The 23,599-nt window shown below is 63.2% G+C and carries 21 protein-coding genes, 2 tRNA genes and 3 pseudogenes; 10 read left to right on the forward strand and 16 right to left on the reverse strand.

Features of this window, described 5'->3' with window-relative positions:
* Positions 1–53: 53 nt before the first annotated feature.
* From CD04_RS0107970 to CD04_RS0108020, 9 genes are all read right to left on the reverse strand, one after another.
* Positions 54–1,046 (reverse strand): AAA family ATPase, encoded by a 993-nt coding sequence (locus CD04_RS0107970; protein ID WP_197033058.1) that lies wholly within the window; start codon positions 1,044–1,046, stop codon positions 54–56.
* Positions 1,047–1,056: 10 nt separating this feature from the next.
* On the reverse strand, positions 1,057–1,530 hold the full coding sequence (locus tag CD04_RS0107975) for a hypothetical protein (RefSeq protein WP_031405683.1): 474 nt from the start codon (positions 1,528–1,530) through the stop codon (positions 1,057–1,059).
* Positions 1,531–1,600: 70 nt separating this feature from the next.
* Complete coding sequence (locus tag CD04_RS0107980) at positions 1,601–1,882, reverse strand: hypothetical protein (RefSeq protein ID WP_031405685.1); 282 nt, start codon at positions 1,880–1,882, stop codon at positions 1,601–1,603.
* Between the two features lie 1,536 nt (positions 1,883–3,418).
* A tRNA-Arg gene (locus CD04_RS0107995) sits at positions 3,419–3,495 on the reverse strand.
* Positions 3,496–3,593: 98 nt separating this feature from the next.
* On the reverse strand, positions 3,594–3,800 hold the full coding sequence (locus CD04_RS0108000; protein ID WP_031405692.1) for a heavy-metal-associated domain-containing protein: 207 nt from the start codon (positions 3,798–3,800) through the stop codon (positions 3,594–3,596).
* Between the two features lie 76 nt (positions 3,801–3,876).
* On the reverse strand, positions 3,877–6,465 hold the full coding sequence (locus tag CD04_RS0108005) for a heavy metal translocating P-type ATPase (protein WP_051849244.1): 2,589 nt from the start codon (positions 6,463–6,465) through the stop codon (positions 3,877–3,879).
* 22 nt (positions 6,466–6,487) lie between these two features.
* A complete protein-coding gene (locus tag CD04_RS0108010) occupies positions 6,488–6,922 on the reverse strand; it encodes a heavy metal-responsive transcriptional regulator (protein ID WP_231480503.1) in 435 nt (144 codons plus the stop codon).
* Between the two features lie 163 nt (positions 6,923–7,085).
* Positions 7,086–8,186, reverse strand: coding sequence for an MBL fold metallo-hydrolase (locus tag CD04_RS0108015; RefSeq protein ID WP_038167600.1), 1,101 nt, complete (start codon positions 8,184–8,186; stop codon positions 7,086–7,088).
* Between the two features lie 64 nt (positions 8,187–8,250).
* Positions 8,251–8,514, reverse strand: a complete 264-nt coding sequence (locus tag CD04_RS0108020) for a DUF4404 family protein (RefSeq protein WP_031405700.1) — start codon at positions 8,512–8,514, stop codon at positions 8,251–8,253.
* A gap of 252 nt (positions 8,515–8,766) precedes the next feature.
* On the opposite strand from CD04_RS0108020, the gene CD04_RS0108025 reads away from it, so the two are divergent.
* Together CD04_RS0108025 and CD04_RS0108030 are read left to right on the forward strand one after the other, a co-directional pair.
* Positions 8,767–9,411: a LysE family translocator gene (locus CD04_RS0108025; protein WP_031405702.1), complete on the forward strand. Its 645-nt coding sequence runs from the start codon at positions 8,767–8,769 to the stop codon at positions 9,409–9,411.
* A gap of 117 nt (positions 9,412–9,528) precedes the next feature.
* Positions 9,529–9,708 carry a hypothetical protein gene (locus CD04_RS0108030; RefSeq protein ID WP_031405704.1) on the forward strand — a complete coding sequence of 60 codons (180 nt, stop codon included), beginning with the start codon at positions 9,529–9,531 and terminating at the stop codon, positions 9,706–9,708.
* A gap of 875 nt (positions 9,709–10,583) precedes the next feature.
* Here the strand turns inward: CD04_RS0108030 and CD04_RS0108045 are convergent.
* From CD04_RS0108045 to badH, 5 genes and pseudogenes are all read right to left on the reverse strand, one after another.
* On the reverse strand, positions 10,584–11,360 hold the full coding sequence (locus CD04_RS0108045) for an enoyl-CoA hydratase (RefSeq protein ID WP_031405708.1): 777 nt from the start codon (positions 11,358–11,360) through the stop codon (positions 10,584–10,586).
* Positions 11,361–11,549: 189 nt separating this feature from the next.
* A complete protein-coding gene (gene aliA / locus CD04_RS0108050) occupies positions 11,550–13,193 on the reverse strand; it encodes a cyclohexanecarboxylate-CoA ligase (RefSeq protein WP_031405709.1) in 1,644 nt (547 codons plus the stop codon).
* 38 nt (positions 13,194–13,231) lie between these two features.
* The gene (gene aliB, locus CD04_RS0108055; protein WP_031405711.1) at positions 13,232–14,383 is read right to left on the reverse strand and encodes a cyclohexanecarboxyl-CoA dehydrogenase; all 1,152 of its coding nucleotides are present in this window, start codon (positions 14,381–14,383) and stop codon (positions 13,232–13,234) included.
* An 84-nt stretch (positions 14,384–14,467) separates the two neighbouring features.
* Entirely contained in the window at positions 14,468–15,250 is a 783-nt protein-coding gene (gene badI, locus CD04_RS0108060) for a 2-ketocyclohexanecarboxyl-CoA hydrolase (protein WP_031405713.1), read from the reverse strand.
* 40 nt (positions 15,251–15,290) lie between these two features.
* Positions 15,291–16,057, reverse strand: a pseudogene (gene badH, locus CD04_RS21600) (2-hydroxycyclohexanecarboxyl-CoA dehydrogenase).
* Positions 16,058–16,756: 699 nt separating this feature from the next.
* Here badH and CD04_RS25210 point away from each other — a divergent pair.
* Positions 16,757–16,948, forward strand: a pseudogene (locus CD04_RS25210) (hypothetical protein); the annotation flags it as partial.
* 323 nt (positions 16,949–17,271) lie between these two features.
* Positions 17,272–17,361 (forward strand): annotated as a pseudogene (locus CD04_RS24495) (peptidase); the annotation flags it as partial.
* Positions 17,362–17,526: 165 nt separating this feature from the next.
* On the opposite strand, the gene CD04_RS0108080 reads toward CD04_RS24495, so the two are convergent.
* Positions 17,527–18,882: an IS1182 family transposase gene (locus CD04_RS0108080; RefSeq protein ID WP_031405719.1), complete on the reverse strand. Its 1,356-nt coding sequence runs from the start codon at positions 18,880–18,882 to the stop codon at positions 17,527–17,529.
* A 35-nt stretch (positions 18,883–18,917) separates the two neighbouring features.
* On the opposite strand from CD04_RS0108080, the gene CD04_RS0108085 reads away from it, so the two are divergent.
* The 3 genes from CD04_RS0108085 to CD04_RS23695 all read left to right on the forward strand — a co-directional run bounded on the left by CD04_RS0108085 (position 18,918) and on the right by CD04_RS23695 (position 19,856).
* Complete coding sequence (locus CD04_RS0108085) at positions 18,918–19,154, forward strand: type II toxin-antitoxin system RelE/ParE family toxin (RefSeq protein WP_051849028.1); 237 nt, start codon at positions 18,918–18,920, stop codon at positions 19,152–19,154.
* A gap of 12 nt (positions 19,155–19,166) precedes the next feature.
* A complete protein-coding gene (locus CD04_RS0108090) occupies positions 19,167–19,481 on the forward strand; it encodes a HigA family addiction module antitoxin (protein WP_031405724.1) in 315 nt (104 codons plus the stop codon).
* Positions 19,482–19,580: 99 nt separating this feature from the next.
* Positions 19,581–19,856 carry a hypothetical protein gene (locus CD04_RS23695; protein WP_156030188.1) on the forward strand — a complete coding sequence of 92 codons (276 nt, stop codon included), beginning with the start codon at positions 19,581–19,583 and terminating at the stop codon, positions 19,854–19,856.
* A gap of 444 nt (positions 19,857–20,300) precedes the next feature.
* On the opposite strand, the gene CD04_RS0108095 is transcribed toward CD04_RS23695, so the two are convergent.
* Positions 20,301–20,377: transfer RNA gene (locus CD04_RS0108095), tRNA-Pro, on the reverse strand.
* 154 nt (positions 20,378–20,531) lie between these two features.
* Between CD04_RS0108095 and CD04_RS0108100 the strand changes: the two genes are divergently transcribed.
* From CD04_RS0108100 to CD04_RS0108110, 3 genes are all read left to right on the forward strand, one after another.
* Complete coding sequence (locus CD04_RS0108100) at positions 20,532–21,545, forward strand: DUF1338 domain-containing protein (RefSeq protein ID WP_031405726.1); 1,014 nt, start codon at positions 20,532–20,534, stop codon at positions 21,543–21,545.
* Positions 21,542–22,069, forward strand: a complete 528-nt coding sequence (locus CD04_RS0108105) for a disulfide bond formation protein B (protein WP_081857856.1) — start codon at positions 21,542–21,544, stop codon at positions 22,067–22,069. The genes CD04_RS0108100 and CD04_RS0108105 overlap by 4 nt, the downstream gene beginning before the upstream one ends.
* Before the next feature lie 480 nt (positions 22,070–22,549).
* Positions 22,550–23,560 carry an LLM class flavin-dependent oxidoreductase gene (locus CD04_RS0108110; protein ID WP_369792784.1) on the forward strand — a complete coding sequence of 337 codons (1,011 nt, stop codon included), beginning with the start codon at positions 22,550–22,552 and terminating at the stop codon, positions 23,558–23,560.
* Positions 23,561–23,599: the final 39 nt, after the last annotated feature.

Consider the following 23,599-nt stretch of genomic DNA (forward strand, 5'->3'; position numbering starts at 1 on the left):
GGCCAGCGCGGCCCGCGTGGGCGCACTTTGCTTTCGGCTCGGCAACGTTAGTGTCAGAATGGGCCATTTTTCTTCCCTCCCTTCTTCCGCTCCAGCGCAATCACGGCACTTGCAGGCCGCAGCCCATCTTTCGCCGCTGCGTAGCTGTTTGTGTTTGCGTTCGCCACAGCCGGCTCCGGCGAGGATGAAAAAGGCTCATACGCGGCAAGTACACCGCCCGGTCCGCGGCGTAGCCAGACGTGCGGTTTCGGCGCTGCGTAGTTTGCTTTGACTTGCGCCACGCGGACCCAGTAGCCGGCTTCGTCCGGGCTAATCCCCAGCTGCCCCATGTCGTCTTTGCTCGGCGGACCCAGGTTGAGTTGCAAGCGCACCGATGTGGTCAGGGCGCTTGCGCCCCTGCTGCGCTCCCAATCCTCGCCGCCGCCGGCGCCCGTTTTGCCGACGTGATGGGGAAGCAGAATCGCGCAGCCCGTTTCAGCTGCAATGCTTGTGAGGACCCGCATGAACTGGGTCATCTGGCCGTTGTCGTTCTCATTCACGCCCGCGATCAGAAGGGCCAGTGGGTCCAAAATGACCAGGCGCCGCTGGCGGCACAATTCAAGCAGTGCATCAAAAAACGGCCCGCGCTGGATGTTGCCGGCCGGGTCCTTTTGAACCAGTCGCATGTCATCGCCGAGCTCGGTTGCGCTCAAAATTTCGAGTTCACTGTCGAGTATTTCGATCTCTTCGTCGGTCAGCTGAAGCCCATTTTTTAGCGCTGCTTGCCGATGCTGGACAACGTCGTGAATGTCCTCCCCCAGTATCAGCAAGACCGGCCCGGGCTTCGGCGCCGGCCACAGCACGCTACCCCCATCCCCTGCGTGCAGCCCGGAGGACGCCGCAATGGCTCGGCCGAGCACGGTAGAAATCGCGATTTGCATGACCAAAAACGTCTTGCCAATCGCGCCTTGGCCGACGAGCAGGCCGACCGTCCCGGCCAGCAGCCCGGGCAGCACGTGGTCGAGGGGCGGCAGGTTTTTAGCAGTCGAAAACAGGCATCGTTTCATGATCGGCTCCTCAGCCCAGGGCCAGGTCAAGCTGGCCATCAAAGATGGCCCGGCGCTTGGCGGCAATCCGGTACTGGATCGCGCGGCGGGTCAGGCCTTCCTTTCGCGCCTCGGCCCCAACGTCCACGTGGGCCAAGTCGTCCAGCGCATCAATCCGCGCCAGCTCCGCCTGCGCAACTTCGGACGCCATGATTTCAGCCGCACGCTCTTGCGCTAGCAGGATTTCGAGCGGGTCGTCGCTGTGCCCCTCGCGGCTGTTGACAATGTCCGCAATGTCGATCGCCGCGAGTTTGTCCGGCCCGTCCACCATGGGCCGACGCGCGTTGCGCTGGCGGCCCAGGAACCGCTCGGCCGTGATCCCCTCCTGCTCCGCGAGCCAGGCGGCCCCAACGTCGATTTCCCGCCCGAATTTCCGGTCGCGTAACGCCATCTGTTGCGCCGACGGGGAGAGCGCAGCGAACGCTTGTTTCTGCAGCCTGTTCATCGCAGCTCTCCTTGGCCCATGCCCCCAAACCCGATTAGCGTTGACTTGCGCGGGCGGCCTGGGCGGCGCTTCACCGGGGCTCTGCGGCCTGCTGTGGCTGGGGTTGGGGTTGAGGGCGCGTCATCGCGTCGAGCTGGCCGGGTTCGGCCAGGCCGACGGCAACGAGAAAGCGCTCCAGCTCGTGCTTCGGGGCCATCCATTCGCGCCCGATGCGAACCAGTTGCATGGTCTGGCCGGGCCCGATTTCCAGGATGCCCGTTTCGCGGTCGAGGCGGTTGTCAAGCGTTGAGTGCGCTTTGCTGACAAACACGCCGATCTCACGCATCGAAAAAACCAACTTCTGTACTTCCATTTCTCACTCCCAGCTGTCAACCCGGTTGTTGGGAAGAAAGGGAGCTAGCGCTGGCTGCTGCGCGTCGGCCTGGGTTGCTGTTCGTGCGCAGAACGCGCGCAAACGGCCGCCGGCGCTGGCAGCGCGGGGCAGCAAAAGAAGGGAGGGATGCCGCCCAGCGCTAACCGCGCTGGGGCAGAGGGCGTTGGCCGATGATGCGTGGGGTCAGGGAAAGCGACGCAAGGGCGCGGGCGCCAAGGGTCGCAACCACTTTCTTTGCGCGCATGCGGGCGGGGGCCTGCGCTGCGCCGGTGCGTTGAAGAGAGGAGACAACACGCTGCGCATGTTTCCCGTTCGCGCAAGCTATTGCCGTGCTTGTTAGCGCTTGAGCGATTGCGTCTTGCGACAAGTCGGCAATTGTGTCGCTGTGTTGAATGAGTAGCGAGACAGCGGCAACTACAGCAGCAATCAGCACGGTCCAGCCGCGAACCGCGCTCAGGTTGTGCGATTCCGCCCCAATCCCCCAACCCGCGATTGCAAGCGCGAGGCACGGCATCAACCACAGCGCCAACCGCACGCGCCCTGCTGCCAACGCGCGTGCTGCGCGGCTGGTGCTCTGGCTGTGACGGATCGATGCGGCGTTCACTTTTTTTGCCTGGACTGGAAGTTTGCGAAAGCTATGGCTTCAGCGCGCAATGGAAAAGTCGTAACGGAACTACACAATTGACATTCTACACAAGAATGTCTGGTTGAGAAGAGCGTTGTGCCATTTCATGCCCATTGTTTGGCATTTTTGCCGCATGTTCGATCCGTTCGGCGCATGAGGGTGCGCGGACCATGTGCGGGCGCAACGTAGCGCCCGCGACAGCGCGTCAAGGCAGGAGCTGCAGGCACTTGGGGTATGTGCGTACGTACGTCGTTGCATACGTCGTTGCATACGTTGTTGCATACGTTGTTGCATACGTTGTTGCGTACGCGGCTGCGGACGTGTGTGCGTACGTTTTACATCGACACATCTAAATCTCTCTCGCGCAAAATCAAAGACTTGCACGAATTGTGAGCGCCGCGGCTCGAACTCAATATGCGCAGCCAATTGTGCTTTACGAGCTGGCGAGAAGAAGGGCTCCCGCCGCTAAACGAACGGCGTTGCAGCGGGAGAGTTGATGCCGTAGCTCAGCCCGTATGCCAGCGCAAAACATGGCATGTGGGGAAAAGGGTGTTGGCCTGGTCGCTTGCTTCGCCGGAGCGGTCGATGTAGCAACCCACGGAAAATCGTAGGCTACGGAAAACCGTATGGCCAGCGACCCTCATAGCGTGATTGGACAGCTTCGCCGAAGTGCCGCTGCGCGTCAGGCCGGGCGAGAAGGAGGAAGGCGCGGCGAGGTGTTCAAAAGCGGCCAGGGGAAATTCAGGGGGAGCGGAAATACCGGGAAAAAACACCAGTCAGGGGGAATTCAGGGGGAATGGGGGACGGATTTCACCATGACAAGAGACATTTTAGATTTCGAGTCAATCCTCGGAAAGATCTACAACTGATTGTTTTAATAGCTACTTTTTTGGCCTGCCCGGAGGGAATCGAACCCCCGACCCACAGCTTAGAAGGCTGTTGCTCTATCCAACTGAGCTACGGGCAGCGTGTGGCTGTTGCCGGATTTCCAGCGCCGCTCAGTGTAGTTTGCCCGCATTCGAGGCGCCGGCATGCACGCGTCGCGCGGAGCATGCATACGCAGCTTCAGGTCTTATCGGTGGCCGCGTAGCCGGCCTTGGCGACGGCATCGATCAAGAGCTGCACGGGAGCGCTGCCGTCAACTGAGGCCTTGCCCTGCGCAAGATCCACCTGGGCGCTCTGCACGCCGGGGACCGCTTGAAGTGCCTTGGTAACGGCTGCAACGCAGTGTTGGCAGGTCATGCCGCTGATGCCTAGCGTGGTGGTTTGCATGATGTGAAGTCCCTGGTTGGAATCATTGACAAAAAGAAAAGGGTGCGGCGAATGACGTGCAAGCGCTTGGCTTCGCTTATGGCGACGCATGCACGGCATCAACCGTCAATGTCTTGGGCTGCGCTGGCGTCGCTTGAAGCCTGTAGGGTTGCAGCCCCTTCAGGCGCATGCTGTTGCCGAGCACGAAGATGGACGAAAGGCCCATGGCCACACCAGCAAGCATGGGATTCAAGTGCAAGCCCCATGGTGCGCCGAGCCCTGCAGCAACGGGAATGAGCAGCACGTTGTAGGCAAAAGCCCAAAACAGATTGCCCCGAATCGTCGCCATTGTCCGGCGCGCCACGCGCAGGGCCGTAAGCACACCGGGCAGTTCACCACGCGTGAGGGTGACGTCTGCGGCCTCGATAGCGATGTCGGTCCCGCTGGCCAACGCCATGCCCACGTCGGCTTGGGCAAGCGCCGGCGCGTCATTGATGCCGTCGCCCGCGAATAGCACGCGGCGGCCTTGCGCCTGCAACGCCTGCACCACCTTGGCCTTGCCCTCGGGCAGCACCTCAGCGTGCACGCTGGTGATGCCAAGCTGTCTGGCCACCGCCTGGGCGGTGCGTGCCGAATCGCCCGTGACGAGCTCCACACCCAACCCCAAACCCTGCAGAGCCGTAATTACTGCGGCCGCATCAGCCTTGATGGGGTCGGAAATCCCCAGCACGCCAGCCATGCGCGTGTCGCGCATCACGAATACGGTCGTGTGGCCCTCGGCCTGAAGGCGCTCAGCTTGTGCTGCGGTTTGACCCGGGTCGATGCCCTGCTGCTCCACATAGCGCAAGGCCCCGACATGCACCCACCCACCGTCCACCACGGCCTGCGCACCATAGCCTGTCACGGACGAAAACTCACTCGCAACCGGCAGAACAACTCCACGCTCGCGTGCAGCCTGCAGCACCGCAAGAGCCAACGGATGCTCGGAACCCGACTCAACCGCCGCAGCCCAGCGCAGCACATCGCCCTCACTGAACCCAGGGCAAGCCCAGATCGTGGTCAGCGCCGGACGTCCGCGCGTGACCGTTCCCGTCTTGTCCAATAGCACGGTATCGACATGGGACAGGGCTTCCAGCGCCTCACCCTTGCGAAACAGCACGCCAAGCTCGGCTGCGCGCCCGGTACCCACCATGATGGCGGCCGGAGTGGCCAGCCCCATGGCGCAAGGGCAGGCCACCACCAGAACGGCTACGGCAGCAAGCAACGCCTGACTGATCGCCGGGGGCGGTCCAATCCACAACCAGACGATAAAGCTGAGGATGGCAATCGCGAGCACCGCAGGGGTGAACACGCGCACCACGCGGTCGGCCAGACCCTGAATCGGCAGCTTGCCACTTTGCGCCTGCTCAACCAGCCGAATAATTTGCGCCAGCAAGGTGCCTTGCCCCACAGAGGTGGCCTCGACCACGAGCAGACCCTGCTGGTTGACCGTGCCTGCTCGCACTGCATCGCCTGCGCGCTTGGTCACCGGTATGGGCTCACCGCTCAGCATGGCTTCGTCCACGTATGAGCTCCCATCGATCACGCTGCCATCGACAGGCAGGCGCTCACCAGGGCGCACAACAACCTGGTCCCCAATGTGCACGTCCGTGATGGCCACGGTAACTTCGACGCCATCACGCCTGACCCGCGCATCCTTGGCCTGCAGTTTGACCAGGGCGCGAATGGCGCCTGCGGTGCGGCCCTTGGCCAGCTCCTCAAGATACTTGCCGAATAGCACGGCAGCCACCACCACTGCCGCAGAATCAAAATACACGTGCCGTGCATCCGGCGGCAGCATGCCAGGCGCGAGCAGCACCACCATGCCAAAGAGCCAGGCAGCGCCCGCTCCAGTCGACACAAGTGAATTCATGTCAGGTGATAGGTGCCGGTAGGCGGCCCAACCCGGTCGGAAAAAGCGCCGCCCCGGACCGAACAGCACGACGCTGGTGAGCAGTGCCTGCACCCAGTCCCAAAAACGGGGAATCATCGCGGGAGCTGCCGCGTCCAGCCACTGTCCAAAAGTGGACGAGACCATGCTGCCCATCGACAGGACCATGACCGGCACGGCTAGGCCTACCGCCCACAGCACATCGCGACGCATTGCCTGCAGTTGTCGAAGCTTGTGCTCAGCCTGCGCGGCCTCCAGCGCGGCAGCGTCACCTTGGGGAAGAATGGCCCCGTACCCCGCGTCCACCACGGCCTGGATCAGCGCCTGCGGTTGCACGCTGGCCGGGATGTACCGCACGCTGGCGCGCTCAGTGGCCAGGTTCACGCTCGCGTCGATGACCCCAGGAACTGCCGTCAGTGCGCGTTCGACGCGCCCCACGCATGATGCGCATGTCATGTCGTCCACATGCAGGACGACTTCCGCCGTGCGCGGCGCATAGCCGGTCTCCCGTACCATATTCACCAACTGTTCCGGCTGCACCAGTGCTGGATCAAAACGCAGCTCGGCGCGCTCGCTGGCCAGGTTCACCGTGGCCTGCACGCCCGGCATCGCATTGAGCGCGCGCTCCACGCGGCCGCTGCACGATGCACAGGTCATACCGTCGATATCCAACTGCAAGGCACAGGTCGAAGACGCCTGAACCTCACCACTGGTTTGCGAGCCGCCTGACGATGCCGAGGTTGCTGAGGTATTCATGCGATTCTCCACGGCGAGGCACTCATGCGTGCGGTTCACGCGTGAGTGCTGCCAAAATGGGGCACGCATTGGTTGCGCCATGCCCCGGACACTGCTCGACCAATGCATGCAACCCCGCCTTCAGCTGCTGAAGGTCAGCGATGCGCGCGTCGATCTGCGCGATACGCTCTTGCACAATACCCTTCACTCGCCCCATGTCGGCGCCCGAATCGGCATGAAGGCCGAGCAGTTCACGAACTTCCGGCAATGAAAACCCCAGCGCCTGGGCGCGACGGATGAAGCGCAAGCGCTCAACTGCCGCACTGTCGTACACCCGGTAATTAGAGGCTGTGCGCTGGCTCGGAATGAGCAACCCCATGCGTTCGTAATGCCGTAACGTCTCTGTTGCGAGCCGGGCCCTGCGAGCAAGCTCCCCGATCGTCAAACCGCCATCAGGGCTCATCGATAATCGTTTCATATTACACATTATAGTTAGCTGTAATGTTGATGCACAAGAAGGCGCGTCGCCTGAGCTCTTGCGAGCATTGATGATCGGGGCGCGCGACGCGAAAGAACCAAGCGGCGCTGGCGCAATGCGCGCTGAGGCAGACACTTGAGAGCGCGCCGGCCCTTCTTGGGCGCTACAGCCCGGCGGCTGTGCGTGCGAGGCTCTCGAGATCTGGCTTCGGTTCGCCCGTCCTCTGCGCCAGGCAAAAGCGGATGACGCCCTGCGCATCGACACTGCGCAGCAGCGCTCCGTCCGCCCACAATCGGTGGGCATGGGCGATCGCCTCGCCAAGCGCGAAACCAAGCTGGTGTGCGTCGAGCTGCCGCTTGAACAACACCGGCACCAGGTCGGCCGCCGTGAGCGCCTGCCCTTCGCAGACCTGAAGCACACGCGCCAGGCGCTCGGCATGGTGTTGGCGCAATTGCCGGATACGGGCGTGCGCCCCCGTGAATGGCAAGCCGTGGGACGGCAACACGCGCATCGCAGCCGGCAATTGGGCAAAGCGGGCCAAGGCGCGCAAGTACCGGCCGAGCGCGTCGGCCTCAGGCTCGATCGGAAAAACCGACACATTGGTGGAGATGCGCGGCAAAAGCAAGTCGCCGGAAATGAGAATTTCGCGCGCCTCGCACCACAGCGACGCATGCTCGGGGCTATGACCGCCACCTTCGATCACCTGCCACTCGCATCCGCCGATACGCAGCATCTGCCCGTGCATCAGGCGCTGAAAATGCAAGGGTACCGAAGGCACCATACGGGCATAGAAATTGCCGCGACCCGCCAGTTCCTGTAAGTGAATGCCGTCAGCCCCGTGCGCGCGAAAGTGCGCCAACATGGACGCCGTGTCGGTTGGTGGCAGGCCCGCCGAAAGCAAGCGGGCGCTCAGGTACTCGCCTTGCGTCATCAGCAGCGGGGCCTCCCAGCGCGCGCACAGCCAGTCCGCCAATCCAACATGATCCGGGTGCATGTGGGTGCAGATCACGCGCCGGATTGGCCGCCCCTTCATGCCTGATGTGAACAAATACTCCCACGCTTGACGCGTGGCATCGGTCGTCAGCCCACAGTCCACCACGGTCCAGCCCGTCCCATCCTCCAGGAGCCACAGGTTGATGTGATCCAGCGCCAGCGGCATGGGCATGCGCAGCCAGTACACACCGGGCGCCACCTCATGCAACTGGCCCGGATCCGGCGGCGCGGTTCCGGCGAAGTAGGCTGGTTCGAAGGCACAAAAACTCATGGCGATAGCAGATTGGGCACGGCGCGTGGGATACACGCCGAGTCAGAGGCTTTGCAGGCGCCGCTCAGGCGCCGATGCCTTCCAGTAATGTGCCGAGTTCACGCAGGACGGCGGCCGCCGTCGGATGGCGCTCGGCAAAGCGCACCGAAATTTCGCGCACGCGCTCGGTCAGGCCCGATTCAACGCGCGCCACGTCACCTTCCAGCGCACGGCGAATGTCCATGTCAAGGGAAGCCAGGTCCGCTTTGATTTGGTCGTCAAGCGGTGCGCCGGAGTCAAGTGCTGCACGCAGCCGCTCCAGGCTTTGTCGTACGGATTGCTGATCCACGAAAGTCCTCACGGTGGGAATGTCTTACCCGTCATCTTAGACCCGCTCGGATTCGGGACGCTCCGACATCGCCAAGGTGCGCTCATAGCCTGCCCGAATCGCGTAATCGGCGCCGCCGCCACCAACCCCGCAGGCACTGGAAAAACCCGGCGCACGCAGTGAAGGCCTGTGTGCCAGGTCGTGCCGGCAACTCGGCACGCGAGAATGCGTCGCCCGTGGCATACTGGGAATCTTCGCAAACACCTTGGACCTATGGATCCACACACTTGGTTGTTGTATGCCGCCACGGTTGCCGTCATCTCGGCAATTCCAGGTCCCAACATGCTGCTTGTGATGAGCCATGGCGCCCGCCACGGCTGGCGCCGATCCACGGCGACGATGGCTGGTTGTCTGGCAGCGCTGCTGTTGATGATGTCCATTTCCGCCGCAGGGCTTGGCGTGTTTCTCCAAGCCTGGCCGGCGTTGTTCGACACAATGCGCTTGGCTGGCGCAGCCTATCTCATCTACCTAGGCATCAAAACATGGCGCACAGCCACGCTCGCCCATGCATTTGAAGAAATGACGCCCGACACCAATGCGCCAGTCCATACCGCGCATCGCTCCATGGCTCTGTTTCGTAACGGCTTTTTGGTCGCCAGCAGCAATCCCAAGGCCATCCTGTTCGCGGCCGCTCTTCTGCCGCAGTTCATGAGCCCCAAGGCACATTGGCTACCTCAATTCGCGGTGCTCATCGGCACCTTTGCCGTCATTGAAGTAAGTTGGTACTTCATCTACGCCGGCTTTGGCTCGCGCTTGGGCGCGATGTTGCGCAGCGCAAAAATCGCACGTGCGTTTCAGCGTGTAACCGGCAGCATTTTCGTAAGCTTTGGCATGGCAATGGCTTCACTGCGTCACTGAAGCAGCGCTCGCCAGTCTCATCAGCGCCAGCGCCCTAATTCACCGAAAGCCAAGCGGATCATCGCATGGCATTTCTTCCCTCCCCGGCCAAAGCGCCGGGCTTTCCGGAGCTAACTGATGAGCGACCAAATCCGCGAAATCTGGCAACGCTTTGACGACCTTGTGGACAAGGCCCAGACGCCGGAAGCCAAGGTCCTTGTCGAAGCGATCAAGCTGCAGACGCAATTGATCAATCTCCGGCTTGCGGTTCTGGAACACCTACCAGCGGTTTCGGCACTGAGCAAACCGCGCCCCTAGAAGGCAAGGGCAATTCGCATGGACTTGGACTTGCATGCTGACCCGGCGCGCGACAAGCCACGCCGTTCAGGACGGCGAAGGATAGCGCGGATGCCACGGGCATCCTTGTGGGGCTTGCGGTTGGTTCGCTGGCTGCTGTAATTTATCCTGCAATGAAGGGCGGGACGCGCCCGGTTCGCCTGTGAAGGGGGTGTAACAATGCCGCCAGCAGCAGGAACCCGCCAAAGCGACTCGCTCCGGCTCGAAGCCGGGATGAGCGCCGTAGGCATCTCCGTCTTCCTTTGGGTCGGGCAGGATGTCAAGACCGCTTCATCGGACCTGCTCAATCATGCTCGCAAGTGAGCGAACATCAACGAGTCTCACTTCCTGCTTCGTCGAGGCAGGTTTAGCGTGGGTCTTACGACCCGCGTCAAAGCATCTCTCCACCGGTGGTCCACCGTGCGCTGCGCGATCCGCGCCTTTTCGCTGCTGTGCACCTCTCTCACGATGGAACGTCTGCGCGTCTCGTGAGCACGGAATCTCAATGGCGCTCAAGCAGCTTGGAAGTTTCCCGCACGGCGCCGACACACATCGGACCGAGCGCGCAGCGCACTTTGTTGGATGCGATGCATTAGTGGTGCTTCCGGGATGGCCAAGCGCGATTGCTCCGCCAGGGGGTCATTGCGCCAGCGCGATGCGCGGTGGGACTCGCACTTCCGCGCCTGGGGGCCATCCATCAGGGGGCCCGGCAAGCCGATGCCGCGGACTCGTCGGGAGTACACCGGTCGAACAGGCCCATGGCCTTCATAGCCTCGGCGTCACCGACCAGCACCCGCCGCTCGGTGACCAAGCGCGGCACCGAAGCGAAGCAATGGCTCCGAAGAATTCGGCGTTGTTCAACGGTGGGTAAACGTCGGCGCGCGCTTTTCAAGAAAGGCCTTCATGCCTTCGTGGGCGTCGTCACTGGCGAAGCGGGCATGCAACTGGCGGCGCTCAAAGCCGATGCCCTCGGCAAGCGACCCTTCGTAGGCGCGATTGACCGACTCCTTGATGGCCATCAGCGCGGGCAGCGAGAAGCTGGCAACCTTCGCCGCCAGCGCGAGGGCTTGCGCACGCAGTTGCTCGTCGGGGACGACACGCGACACCAAGCCGTAGCGGTCGGCCTCGGCGGCATCGAGCGTGCGCGCAGACAGGCACATGTCCATCGCCTTCGCTTTGCCGATTGCACGCGGCAGGCGCTGCGTTCCGCCGGCGCCTGGAAGCATCGCAAGCTTGACTTCGGGCAACGCGAACTTGGCACTCTCGGCGGCGATCACGATGTCGCAGGCCAGAGCCAGCTCGCAGCCGCCGCCCATCGCGAAGCCGGCCACCGCGGCGATCACGGGCTTGCGCACACGCCGGATGGTCTCCCAGTTGCGCGTGATGAAGTCGCTGCGGTAGACATCCATGTAGCTCCAGTCAGCCATCGCCGCAATGTCAGCCCCAGCCGCAAAGGCCCTGGCGCCGCCGGTGATCACGATGGCACCGATGCCTTCATCGGCATCGAAAGCGAGAAGCGCAGACCCGAGCGCGTCCATCAGCGCGTCATTGAGCGCGTTCATCTGCTTTGGCCGATTCAGCGCGATCAGGCCGACGCGGTCAACGCATTCAACGAGGACAGGCTGGTCTTGCATGGTGAGATCCTTGAAAACGTGACTCCGGGTCTCGGACGGTTCCCGACCGACACGGCCAGGGACCCGACGGTCATGAACGATTATTTGCCGCTGGGCTGGAGCGTGACCACGTCGTCGAAACGCCCGGATTGGGCACTCCGACGCCGCTGACCAGAGAGACGCGTCCGCCCAGCCGGCGGGGCGGCGCCCTCATTTAGCGGCCTCTTTGATCATCTCGCGCAGTTTGAATTTCTGGATCTTTCCAGATGCCGTGGCTGGCATCGCATCGAGCACGGTCAAACGCTCGGGGATGTACTGCAGTGCCACTTTTTGTGCCTTGAGAAATTCGACCAGCGCGGCGAAGTCGAGAGTCTGGCCGGGCTTCGTGACCACCACCGCGCACGCACGCTCGCCCAGTCGCTCGTCCGGATAGGCCACGATGGCCGCCTCCGCCACCGCCGGATGACGATAGAGCAGAGCCTCAATCTCGACCACCGGAATGTTCTCGCCGCCGCGAATGATCACGTCCTTGCTGCGACCGGTGATCCGGATGTACCCGCGCTCGTCGATGCGGGCAAGATCGCCAGTGTCGAACCAACCGTGCGCGTCGGTGCTGTTCCATTGGGGTCGGCGCAGGTAGCCGCCGAAGTTGGAGCAGGAACGCACCATCAGCTTGCCGACATGGTTCGCCGGCAGGGACGTGCCGTACGCGTCGATTACTTTGACCTCCACGCCTGGCAACGGGCGGCCGTCAGTCGTGAACGCGAGTTCGTCGTCATCGTCCAACTCGGTCAGCGTTACGGCACCGGTTTCCGTCATGCCCCAGGCCGAGACGATCTTCGTGCCGAGATCCTTGCGCGCCTTCTCCACCAGCGCACCGGGAATCGGCGCACCAGCGCACACAAAGGTGCGTAAGCTTGGCACGCTGGCGTCAGTTTCGGCCACCGTCCTGGCCAGGTCCGTCAGGAATGGCGTCGAGGCCATTGTGAAGCTCGCACCCTCGGCGCGGATGAGTTCGATCGCCTTCCTCGGGTCCCAGATGTCCTGCAACAGCGCGCTGGCGCGCAACATGATCGGCATGATCAACCCGTACATGAAGCCCGTCTGGTGCGCCATCGGGGATGCCATCAGCACCACGTCGTTACTGCCCAGGTTCAGCCGCTCCGCGTACGGAATGATGTTGGCCATCACTGTATTGGCCGAGTGCAGAACGCCCTTGGGCTCCCCTGTGGTGCCGGACGTGTAGATGAGGTGCGTGATATCGTCCGGCCTCGGCCGGCTGCGGGTCAGGATGTCCTTGGCGTCCGGCTCGTCTTCCCAGGCCGGATCGGCAAGCAGCGCATCGAAGCTGTTGGCACCCTTGCCACCGACGACCACGACGTGCCCAAGCGCAGGCAAGTCAGGACGCATCGCCTCGACCATCCGCTCGTGGTCGAAGCCGCGGAACACCTTGGGTACGATGACGACCTTGGCCTCTCCATGCTTGAGCATGAATGCCAATTCGCGCTCGCGGAAGATGTGCATCATGGGGTTGAGAACCGCGCCGAGGCGCGAGCAAGCGAGGTAGGTCAGCGTGAACTCCCACCAGTTCGGCAGTTGCACGGCCACGACGTCGCTGCGGCCGACGCCCAGGCGCGACAGGCCCACGGCAATCCGATCGGCCTTCGCCGCCAGTTCGCGGTAGGTAAAGCGACGGACCGAACCCGACTCAGCCTGCAGTGCTGTCAGCGCCACCTTGTCCGGGTAGCCGGCGGCACAGGCGTCAAGATCGTCGTTGATGGTGCGGTCATGCCAGAGGCCCTGCGCGATGCTGGCTGCACGGCGCGGTGGCAGCAGGTCGGCGTCGAATTCCATGGCTTCTCCTTTGTCTGCAATGGATCTGCCGCGCCCGATCAGGCCGGCACCGCGGCGCGGCCGCCATGCGTACGGGCGATGATGGTCTTCATGATCTGCGCCGTGCCGTCGCCGATCTGGAATCCAAGCACGTCGCGCAGGCGCTGCTCCATCAAGCCTCGGTCGTAGCCGCCATGTCCGAACATCAGCAGACACTGGTGAATCGCGTCGTAGGCGAGCTTGGGTCCCCACCATTTGCACATCGCCGCCTCGGCACTGTGGGGCCCGCCCTTATCCTTCAGCCAAAGCGTTTGCAGGCACAACAGGCGAGCGGCCTCGACCTGGGTCTCGAATTCGGCAAGCGGATGCGAGACGCCCTGGAACCCCGCGAGCGGCTTGCCAAATGCTTCGCGCTGCGCGACGTACTCCCAGGTTTCCTCAAGCGCAACCCGGGCGACGGCCAGCACCTGCAGGCCGATCAGGGCGCGCGAAAAGTCGAAGCCCTGCATCACTTGCACGAAGCCCTTGTTCTCGGCGCCCAGTCGGTAGCTCACGGGCACGCGCGCGTTCTCGAAGAAGATCGAGCCACGGCCAATCGCACGCTGACCATGACAGTCGAAGCGGCTCGTGGTGATCCCGGGAATGTCCATCGGCACCAGCATCGCCGTCACGCCATGCGCTGCGGACTCGACCGTGCCGGTGCGGCCGAAGACGACGGTGGCATCGGCCTGGTCGGCCGCCGAAATCGAGGTCTTCTCCCCATTTATCACGTACTCGTCGCCAATGCGCTCGACCCGCAGGCGCAAATTTGCGGCATCGGAGCCGCCGCGCGGCTCGGTCAGCGCAATCGCAAACAGGGCTTCGCCGCGTGTGAGCTTCTCGAGCCAAGGCTTGACGACCTCGGGCTGGCCATGCTGCGACAGGATTTGACCGTTCAACGAGGCGAGCAGATTGATATAGGAAATACTGAGATCGGCGCGCGCAATCTCTTCGTGGATGACGCCTGCGGCCAGGCAGCCCAGGCCCTGACCTCCGAACGCCTCTGGCAGCTCCGGCGCGATGAATCCCATCTCGCCCATTTCACGCATCAGTCGACGTTCCAGTTCACGCGTCTTGTCGCGCTCCAGAAATCCGGGAGCGATGCGGTCGGTGGCGAAACGCCGCGCGTGGTCGCCGAGTGCAACGAGGTCTTCGTCGAGATAGGGGTTCATGGCTCGTCTCCTGAATGCGCGCTGCCGCAGTGGACTGCCGTGTGGCGGAACACCGCGCGGTGCGCGCTCGGTGATTAGGGGGATCTACTTCGCGTATTTGCGGAAATCCGGCTTGCGTTTTTCTTTCCGCGCATTGACACCTTCGCGGGACTCTTCCGTGTCGTAGTACAGCTTGAGCGCGTACATGCCCAGGCCTGCGATCCCGCTCTGGTGCGCGGTGTCGGCGTTGAAGCTGCGCTTGGCAATGGCCAGCGCCGTGGGACTGCGCTCGCAAATCTCCTCGCCCCACTTCTGCACCTCCGCATCGAGCTGCTCGTGCGGCACGCACACGTTGGCCAGCCCCATCGCCACAGCCTGCGCACCGCTGTAGCGCCGGTTCAGGTACCAGATCTCGCGCGCCTTCTTCTCGCCCACCACGCGCGCCAGAAAAGCCGTCCCGTAGCCCGGATCCACCGACCCCATCTTCGGGCCCACCTGGCCAAAAATCGCCTTCTCCGAACAAATCGTCAGGTCGCAGATCGTGCACAGCACATTGCCCCCGCCAATGGCAAAGCCCTGCACCCGCGCAATCACCGGCTTGGGCACATCGCGAATGGCCGTGTGCAGCTCCTCCATCGGCAGCCCGATGGTGCCGCGCCCGTCGTAGTTGCCGTTGTGGGCCGACTGGTCGCCGCCGGTGCAAAACGCCCGGTCCCCCGCCCCCGCCAGCACAATGGCCCCCACCCCCTTGTCATACCCCGCCTTGTTCAGCGCCCGGATGATCTCGTCGCAGGTCTGGCCTCGAAACGAGTTCATCTTCTCCGGCCGGTTGATCGTGATCCAGGCCACGCCGTTGCGCACGTCGTACAGGATGTCTTCAAAATTCATGTCTGGCTCCTTGAATGTTCGCTGAAAATCGGCCTCGGAATCAGCCGTGCATGGTCAGGCCGCCCGACACGCTGATGACCTGACCGGTGATGAAACTGGCATCATCGCTGCCGAAAAACGCAATGGCGCTGGCCAGATCGTCGGGCTGGCCCAGCCGCCCCAGCGGAATGGCGCTGCGGAACGCCTCCAGCAGCTTGGCGGGGTCCCGCGCCCCTTCGGCCACACCAGCCAGCAAGGCGGTGTCCGTCGGCCCCGGGCACACCACGTTGACCGTGATGCCCTGGCGCGCGTGCTCACGCGCCAGCGTCTTCGACAGCGCCACCAGCCCGCCCTTGCACGCCGCGTACACCGCCTCCCCGACGAACCCCCGCGCGCAGCGTCCGACGCAATGTTCACAATGCGCCCGTACCTGCGCTCGGCCATGCCCGGCAGCACCGCGTGCAGCATGTGCAGCGCCCCAATCAGGTTGATCCCAATCAGCTTGTCCCACTCCGCCGGCTGCGTCTTGATGAACGGCTTGAACACGTCCCAGCCCGCGTTGTTCACCAGCACCCCGATCGGCCCCAACGCCGCTTCGGCCCCGCCCACCGCGGCGTCCACCTCGACGCGCCGCGTGATGTCGCACCCGAACGCCTGCGCCGCACCACCTTCGGCCCGGATCGCCTCCGCCACCTTCTGCGCCGCCTCCAGGTTCACGTCAAACACCGCAACCTTCGCACCCTCCTGCGCAAAACGCCGGCTCGTCGCCCCGCCAATCCCGCCTCCGCCACCCGTCACGATCACGGTCTTGCCTTCAAATCGTTGCATGATGTTTCCTATCAAACGTGAAGCTTGCGATCGCGAGTTGCGGGCTATCGTGAGCCACACGCTTTCTAGCTACCTGCCTATTATGACAATATATTGACGTATCATACTTCCCATCATTTGCGTTTTCAAGAGAAAATGTCGCAGACATATCATGGTTTGCACCTAGTACAAGCAGGAATCGGTGCAACCGAAATGGGCCAACCGCATGCGCTCTTGCTGTATTGGTACGTCCATCTATTGACTCAACAGCGCCGCCAAATCGTCGACACCGAGAGGCGGACCACGCAAGAGAGGGCTGTGTTGGGAACGCTGCGGAGGCCGCAGGCGATGCGGGGGATGAGCCTCAGGGACTTTGACCGGCACCTGACGGTCATTCGGCAGAACATGTGGAGGCCATCAGCGGGGCCGCAGCGCGGCCGACGATGCGCCCCGTACCGGTCCAAGACGAGGAGCCGCAAGCGCTGTCTGCCGTGCACCGAGCGCCGCGGAGTCCTCATGACCACCTGTGGCGGAACTTGCACCCGCAGGCGCGCGCCCGTGCCGGGCGCCCAATGACAAGGGCTGCACATGGCAGCCCTTGGTAAGTCCTTGATTTAAGTGGTCGGAGCGACAGGAGTCGAACCTACGACCCTCTGCTCCCAAACACTGCGCACACTCAGCCCCCCCCCGGGGGGGGGGGGGGGGGGGGGGGGAGGCGGGGGTAACTGGACACCGCACGACCTGCTCCGCACCGGCGCCACACTGATGGGCAAAGACGGCGTGCTTTCAGAAATCATCGAGCGGTGCCTGAATCACAAGGAACCGCGCAAGGTGGTGCGCATCAAGATCGAAGCGGTCTCGCTGGACAGCACCAGCATCAAGGTGCATTCCGACGGCACTGGCGCCCTAAAGATTCTTGACCTGATCGCACGGACGGCAAAATCACCCCGGAGGAACGTGACGTGCGATCTTAGGATGGGGGACGGCCGCTGCTTGCTCGACGCGATGCTCGCCGGCCCGTTCCAGCGCGCCGCGCAGGCGTGGGACGCCCTCGGGGCAGTGGCTCCACCGCCTGACGCGATTTCCGAGGCCGGAGTCACTGTGCGGCGTCACTTCCGCCGGCTCGTTCCGCCCGGCCTGCCCCCGGCGCACCGTCGGGCCCTGTTCTTTCCCGCCGCAACATCTCAAATCCTTAGCCTCTTGCAACCCGTAACGCCACGCTATACAATCGAATTATGATCAAGACCTTTCGGCACAAGGGACTGAGAGCGTTCTTCGAAGCAGGCAGCAAAGCCGGCATTCAGGCCGCCCACGCTCCACGGCTAGGAGTCTGTCGGACTTGAGTTCGAGCGAACCCGGATAATCAGTGCGGCGCGTTTTTTTGGACGGCGGCGCGCTGATCGAGTGTTCTGGAGGGTTCAGGCGGCGCAGTGAGGGGGCATGAGGCCGCCTGAGGACTCGGTTTTAGCGTGATTGGGGCGCATTTTCCCTCACGCCGCGCGCAGCACGTACATGCGCTTGATGTTCCAGGCCATGGTCACCAAGCTCCACTCGCCTTGCGCTTTGGCCAGCCCACGCAGGCTCATCTGGCGCCAGCCCATCACCCGCTTGATGATGCCGAACACCGGCTCCACCGTCTGCTTGCGCAAGCTGTAGAGGGCTCGCCCAGCCTGTGTGCGCAGCCGGTGCGCCATCCGCTCCACCGCATCCGTCGTCTGAGGGTCGGGCGCATCGGATGCGAAGCGCTCCATCACGGGCGTGTGATGCGACTGCCTCTTGAGCGCCAGCAGCGGCTCGACCCCGGCATCGCCGCAGGCGATCACGTTGGCCTGGCTGCAGTAGCCGTTGTCCGCAATCAGGGACTGCACCTCGCCCAGCACCGCAGGCAACGCCACAATCTGCTCCAGCGTGGGCACGACTTCGCGCTTGTCGTTGGGCGCCTGGCTCACATGCCGGGTGATCACCATCATCGTCTGGGTGTCCACGCCGGCTTGGGCGTTGTAACTCTGCTCGAAGCTCCCGCCCGACACGGGCATGATGCGTGACTCCTCATCCGTGAGGTTGACTTGGTCGCTGTCCATGGGACCCGCCTGGGGCGGCTCGGGGTCCTTGCCGCGGGGTTTCTTGCCCGCGTCGCGCTGGGCCTGGCGCTTGGCCTGCTTGGCCTCGAACTCCTGCTGCTCCGTCTTGAAGCGTTCGGCTGCGCGCTGCGCGATCTTGGCCTTGGCCTGCGCAATGGCTCTGAGGCGATCCTCCCGCCGGGCGATCTCGGCGGGCACATCCATGCCGTCGGGCGCGCTGGCGCGATCGCTCGTCTCCGCCAGCGCCAGCAGGCCCTGGACTTCCTCGCGCAACTGCGCCTCAATCTTGTTGGCATGCGCCCACGACAGCGCCTTGTGCTTGCTGGCGTTGGCGTCGATCTTGGTGCCGTCCAGCGCAATGTGTCCGAGTTTGAGCAGCTTCATCTCGCGTGCGAGCACCAGCACCTGCACAAACAGGGACTCGACTTCCTTGAGGAAGCGGTGGCGGAACGTCGCCAGCGTGTCGTGATCGGGGTGGGTATTGGCGGCAACAAAGCGAAACGCCACCGAGTCGTAGGTCGCGCGCTCAATCTTGCGGCTCGAATGCACGCCGTTGGCGTAGCCGTAGATCAGCAGCCCCAGCAGCACGGCAGGGTGATGCGCCGCCGATCCGCGCCCCGCATACTGCTTGACCAGATCGTCCAGATCAAGGCGATCGATGACTTCCACAACGAACCGTGCCAAGTGATCCTGCGGCAACCACTCGTCCACCGATGGCGGCAGGAGGTAGGCAGTGTCTCGGTCAACGCTAACGAAGCGGCTCATCGCAAAAAACCCAGGAATGCACTGCCTCCATTGTCATGCATCGCCTTCAAATCCGAAAGCCTCGAAAGTCCGACAGGCTCCTAGGGCGGCAATTGGCCAAGCTCGATGTGGCCAAGAACGCCAGCGACATGAATGTGCCAGGCTGGGGCTTGCACCCGCTCGCCGGAGGGCTTTCCGGTCATTACGGCGTCACTATCAACGGCAATTGGCGCATGACCTTCACGTTCGAAGGCGACAACGCCATCCTGGTGGATTACCAGGACTACCACTGAGAGGAACCGACCATGAACCGCATGCACAATCCGCCGCACCCCGGCTTGACACTGCGCGAGGACATCTTGCCGGCGCTGCGCTTGACCGTCACCGACGCCGCCGCACAACTCGGCGTGACGCGCCCTGCTCTGTCGCGCGTGCTCAATGGCCGCGCGGCGATCTCACCCGAAATGGCCTTGCGCCTTGAGGGCTGGCTCGGCATCGAGCATGGCGGCCGCGCAGACGTCTGGCTGCAGCAACAAAGCGCATATGACCTCTGGCAGGCTCGTCAAGCCGGTGCGCCAAAGGTCAAACATGCGCCGGTCGGCAATCTGATTGCGGGTTGAACCAGTTCGGCCGGCCCAGGCTGCCCCACGAAAATACGCAATCCCTGGCAGAGTGGCCGGCTGGCTGATCTGAATTGACGTGTGATGAGTCGACCAACTGTGATTGCCGTCAAAATCCGCGCCATGCTCGGCCAAAGGTGGACAGAGCACGGCTACCCCATGACCGGGCTTGTCAGCACGCCAGATGGCGATTATCTCGGGACGGTGAACGGCTTCATCCCTAGGCCAGAGCCAAAACGTAAAGGCAGGCCCAAGACGCCAGCGGAGAAGATACGGCAATATTGCGCGTTTCTGGCGCAGTGGGCAAACCCGTCACGAATCCTCAGTTACTCGAATCAACCAAGGCGGAAACACGCCGGCGCGTATTCCGAATGACTGCCGACGACCACAGCCATGACGCCATGCAGGTAAGGTCGCGCCGCGATGAATCGGATTGCTTGGGCTGGCTTGAGATCATCATTCCCAGCGGGTGTGCGACGCAAGGTAATTGTGTTCCCCGAAGCGCCGCGCCTGGACATTGATTCGGGCGGCATGACCATTGCCGGGCGGGCAACACGGTTCAAACGGACGGCCTCAAGTTCAAGCGCGCACTCGCACCCAACGGCCAGATGCTCAGCATTCGCCCTGCAGAGCAGGTTCCAGCGAGCCCAATGTCTTCGACAATGGCTTGGCCATCCTCGAACAATCGAGGATGCGACTGTGGCGCAGGCCCGCCTGACGTTTTCCTTGGTGCTACAAAGCGCCGCGAAAACGGCAACAAGATCCAGAAAACGCCAAGGGCTGCACCCTGGGCAGCCCTTGGTAAGTCCTTGATTTAAGTGGTCGGGGCGATAGGATTCGAACCTACGACCCTCTGCTCCCAAAGCAGATGCGCTACCAGACTGCGCTACGCCCCGAACCAACCATTGTAGGCGACTGGACCGTGCCCCGGAAATTGGGCTTGTCATCGATTGCAACAACCGTCCTCAACGCCGCCTCTAACATGCAGGTTTTGAGCCGCTGCCCGACAGGCGGGCCGGGATGCAACCCACCGACGGATGACCCCATTTCATGCAGACAAAGACGCAACTGCTGGCCGTGCTTGAGGGTGTGGTGCCGGGCGATGCTCGCGCTTTGATCGACCTTGTCGCGCTGCCCGCCTGCGGCCATGAACCGTGCCGCGGCACCGTCTCACGCGCGGAATTGACGCTGGCATTGACTCTGGCGCTATTTGCGCAATTGGTCGACGCGGTTCCCGAAGCGACGCGCTATGTCGAGCGCGTGCGCGCGCGCGGCGAATCCATCATTTTTGACCACGGTGCCGTGCGCACAGTGTTGGCGGACCAGTGTGGCGCGCTACCACCAGGCGAATTGGCCATCACGCGCATCCTGTTGCCACTGGGCTATACGCTCGCGGGCACTTACCCGCTGCCTCGGCTAAAGATGACCGGCCGCGCGTATATCCATACCGATGACCCGCGCGGCATCCCCCAGTTCTTTCTCAGCGAGTTGCACGCGGATCAGTTCTCGGCGGAATTCCACACCACGGTGAATGCGCTGCTTGGCGCCTCCCATGACCCTCTCACGAAGCACAACCTGGCAGCGCTGGATGCCCTACAACGCGATGAAAGCCTGCCCTTGGCCACCGCGCAGGAGTTACTGCCCCAGCTCGTGCGCTGCTTCGCACGCCAGCACCCTTTGCCCAGCGTGGCGCAATATGATGCGCTTGCGGCTGAGTCGGCCGAAATGGCTTGGATCAGCACGGAAGGACAAACATTCAACCACGCAACCGACCGAGTGAGCGATGTGGAGTCGCTCGCGGCCAGCCTGCGTGCTGAGGGTTACGCAATCAAGGATGCAGTGGAAGTCTCCGCGGATGGCACGGTGCGACAGACCGCGCTACGGGCAGCTTGCGTCAAGCGTCCCCTGCCGCAAGAGCAAAACGTCCATGCGCTGGAGCTTCCGGGCTCATTCTTCGAATTCATCGCCCGCGCAGCCCTTCCCGGCGGCTCGCTACCTGCCGATATGGACATGCGATTCGACTCCGGCAACGCAACCGGCATTTTCAAGATGACCGCAATATGAACAAGACACACACGTCCTCGGCAAATGATTCAGGGCTGCGTTCTCGCACAACTTGGCTGGCGCTCTTCGTTGTGCTGGGCGCCGCCGAAACTCTGGCAGCCGCGCTTTGGGTCCAGCATCTGGGGAACCCTCCCTGCCCGCTTTGCATCTTGCAACGCATGGGTTACCTTGCCGTCTTGGCATTCGCGCTGATAACGTCTGCGGCAAGGCTTGGCAAGATGCCTGGCATTGGCCGTGGGACTGCCGCTCTTGGCGTGTTGAGCGGGTTGCTCGGGTTGGCTGCCGCGGCGAAGCATGTGTGGCTGGTTTGGCACCCCGGTCAGACTTGCGGGCTCGATCCTCTGGCCGTAACCATCAACCATTGGCCCATTACGCACTGGGCGCCGTGGATGTTCCGAGCCGACGGATTTTGCGCTGATGTGCCATATGTTTTTGGTATCGCCTTGCCCTTCTGGTCGGCGCTTGGGTTCATCGTACTGACTGCGCTTTTGCTGCCGGCGTTGCGAGCCCCTGCCAGTCACTGACGGATCCCGTCTGGTTGGAGGCTGACGCCCCTCGGGCTCTGGAGACGATTGGCGCGCTCTCCAATCGCCACCTCGATGCGGGTAAATGCGCCGCAAACCGGTTTGGCCGCCACGCGTCAGTACCACCGGCAATCGCGACACTCGCAGAGGCGTGCGCGGTGGCCGACGCAACTCTCATGGGCGCGCCCTTCAGGGTCACGCCCGAAGAGGACAATGATGCGTGCGTCCCGGCCGAAACCGGTTCGAGGTGGATCCCCGATTGTTTTTTTGCGTTCGCTCCAAGCGCTGTGTGCGGCAGCCATGGGCCACGATCGCGGTCACCTCCTTGCCGCGCGTCTGCTCGCCACGTCCAAACTGGGTCACTCAACGCGAAGCCATCGAGGCGTTCCATGGCGGATGAAGCCAAGATCCCGCCCATCCTCGCGGGAGCCGATACGGCAGGTGACGATATGCCTGCAAGAAAATCGCAGTGGCACGAAAATGGCTGCCATGCAAAACCTGAATGCAGTCTCCGTGTCCATGCTCGACCTCGTCGCCGTGCGAGAGGGTGGTACCGTGGCCGATGCACTGGCCATCGCACTGCGCACCGCCCAGCATGCAGAAAAACTCGGCTTTACGCGCTACTGGCTCGCCGAACACCACAACATGCCCGGCATTGCGAGCTCTGCCACGGCCGTACTCGTCGGCTATGTCGCCGCTGGCACGCAGCGCATTCGCGTTGGCTCGGGCGGGGTCATGCTTCCGAACCATGCTCCGCTTGTCGTGGCCGAGGCCTTCGGCACCCTGGCTGAGCTCTACCCGGATCGCATCGACCTGGGCCTGGGCCGCGCCCCTGGAACAGACCCGCTGACCATGCGCGCGCTGCGCCGTGACCGCATTGAAACTGAGGATGACTTCCCCCGCGACGTGGCTGAGCTTCAGCGCTTGCTCGCACCGCCCGAGCCGGGTCAGCGCTTGGTCGCCATGCCCGGAGCGGGAACCCAGGTGCCCATCTGGCTCTTGGGCTCAAGCTTGTTTTCGGCACGGCTCGCCGCGCAGCGTGGACTTCCCTACGCCTTCGCATCACACTTTGCACCGCGCCTGCTCCTGTCGGCGCTTGATCTCTACCGCCGCGAATTCTGTCCCTCTTCCACGCTAGCCCGCCCATACGTCACCATTGGCGTGCCCCTGATTGCGGCGCCTTCGGACGACGAAGCCCAATTCCTTGCTAGCAGCACCTACCAGCGCGTGCTCGGCATCATCACAGGACAACGAGGCCGCCTTCAACCACCGGTGCCAGGCTTCATGGAACAGCTCCACCTGCAGGAGCGCGCTGCAATTGCGGATTTTCTCGCCGCTGCCGTGATCGGGGGACCCACGACGGTGCGTGCCGGGCTTGAAGCCCTGGCCAAAGCGACGAACGCCGATGAGTTCATGCTCGTCTGCGACATTTTCGACGCCGACCTTCGCCTGCGCTCGCTGGACATTGCCGCTGCCGCCATGCGGTCTTGAATCCGGGCCTTGTTGGACCCGCACGTTGTGGCTATGCTG

Origin of the sequence: Thiomonas sp. FB-Cd (assembly GCF_000733775.1) — a bacterium.
Lineage (GTDB): Bacteria > Pseudomonadota > Gammaproteobacteria > Burkholderiales > Burkholderiaceae_C > Thiomonas_A.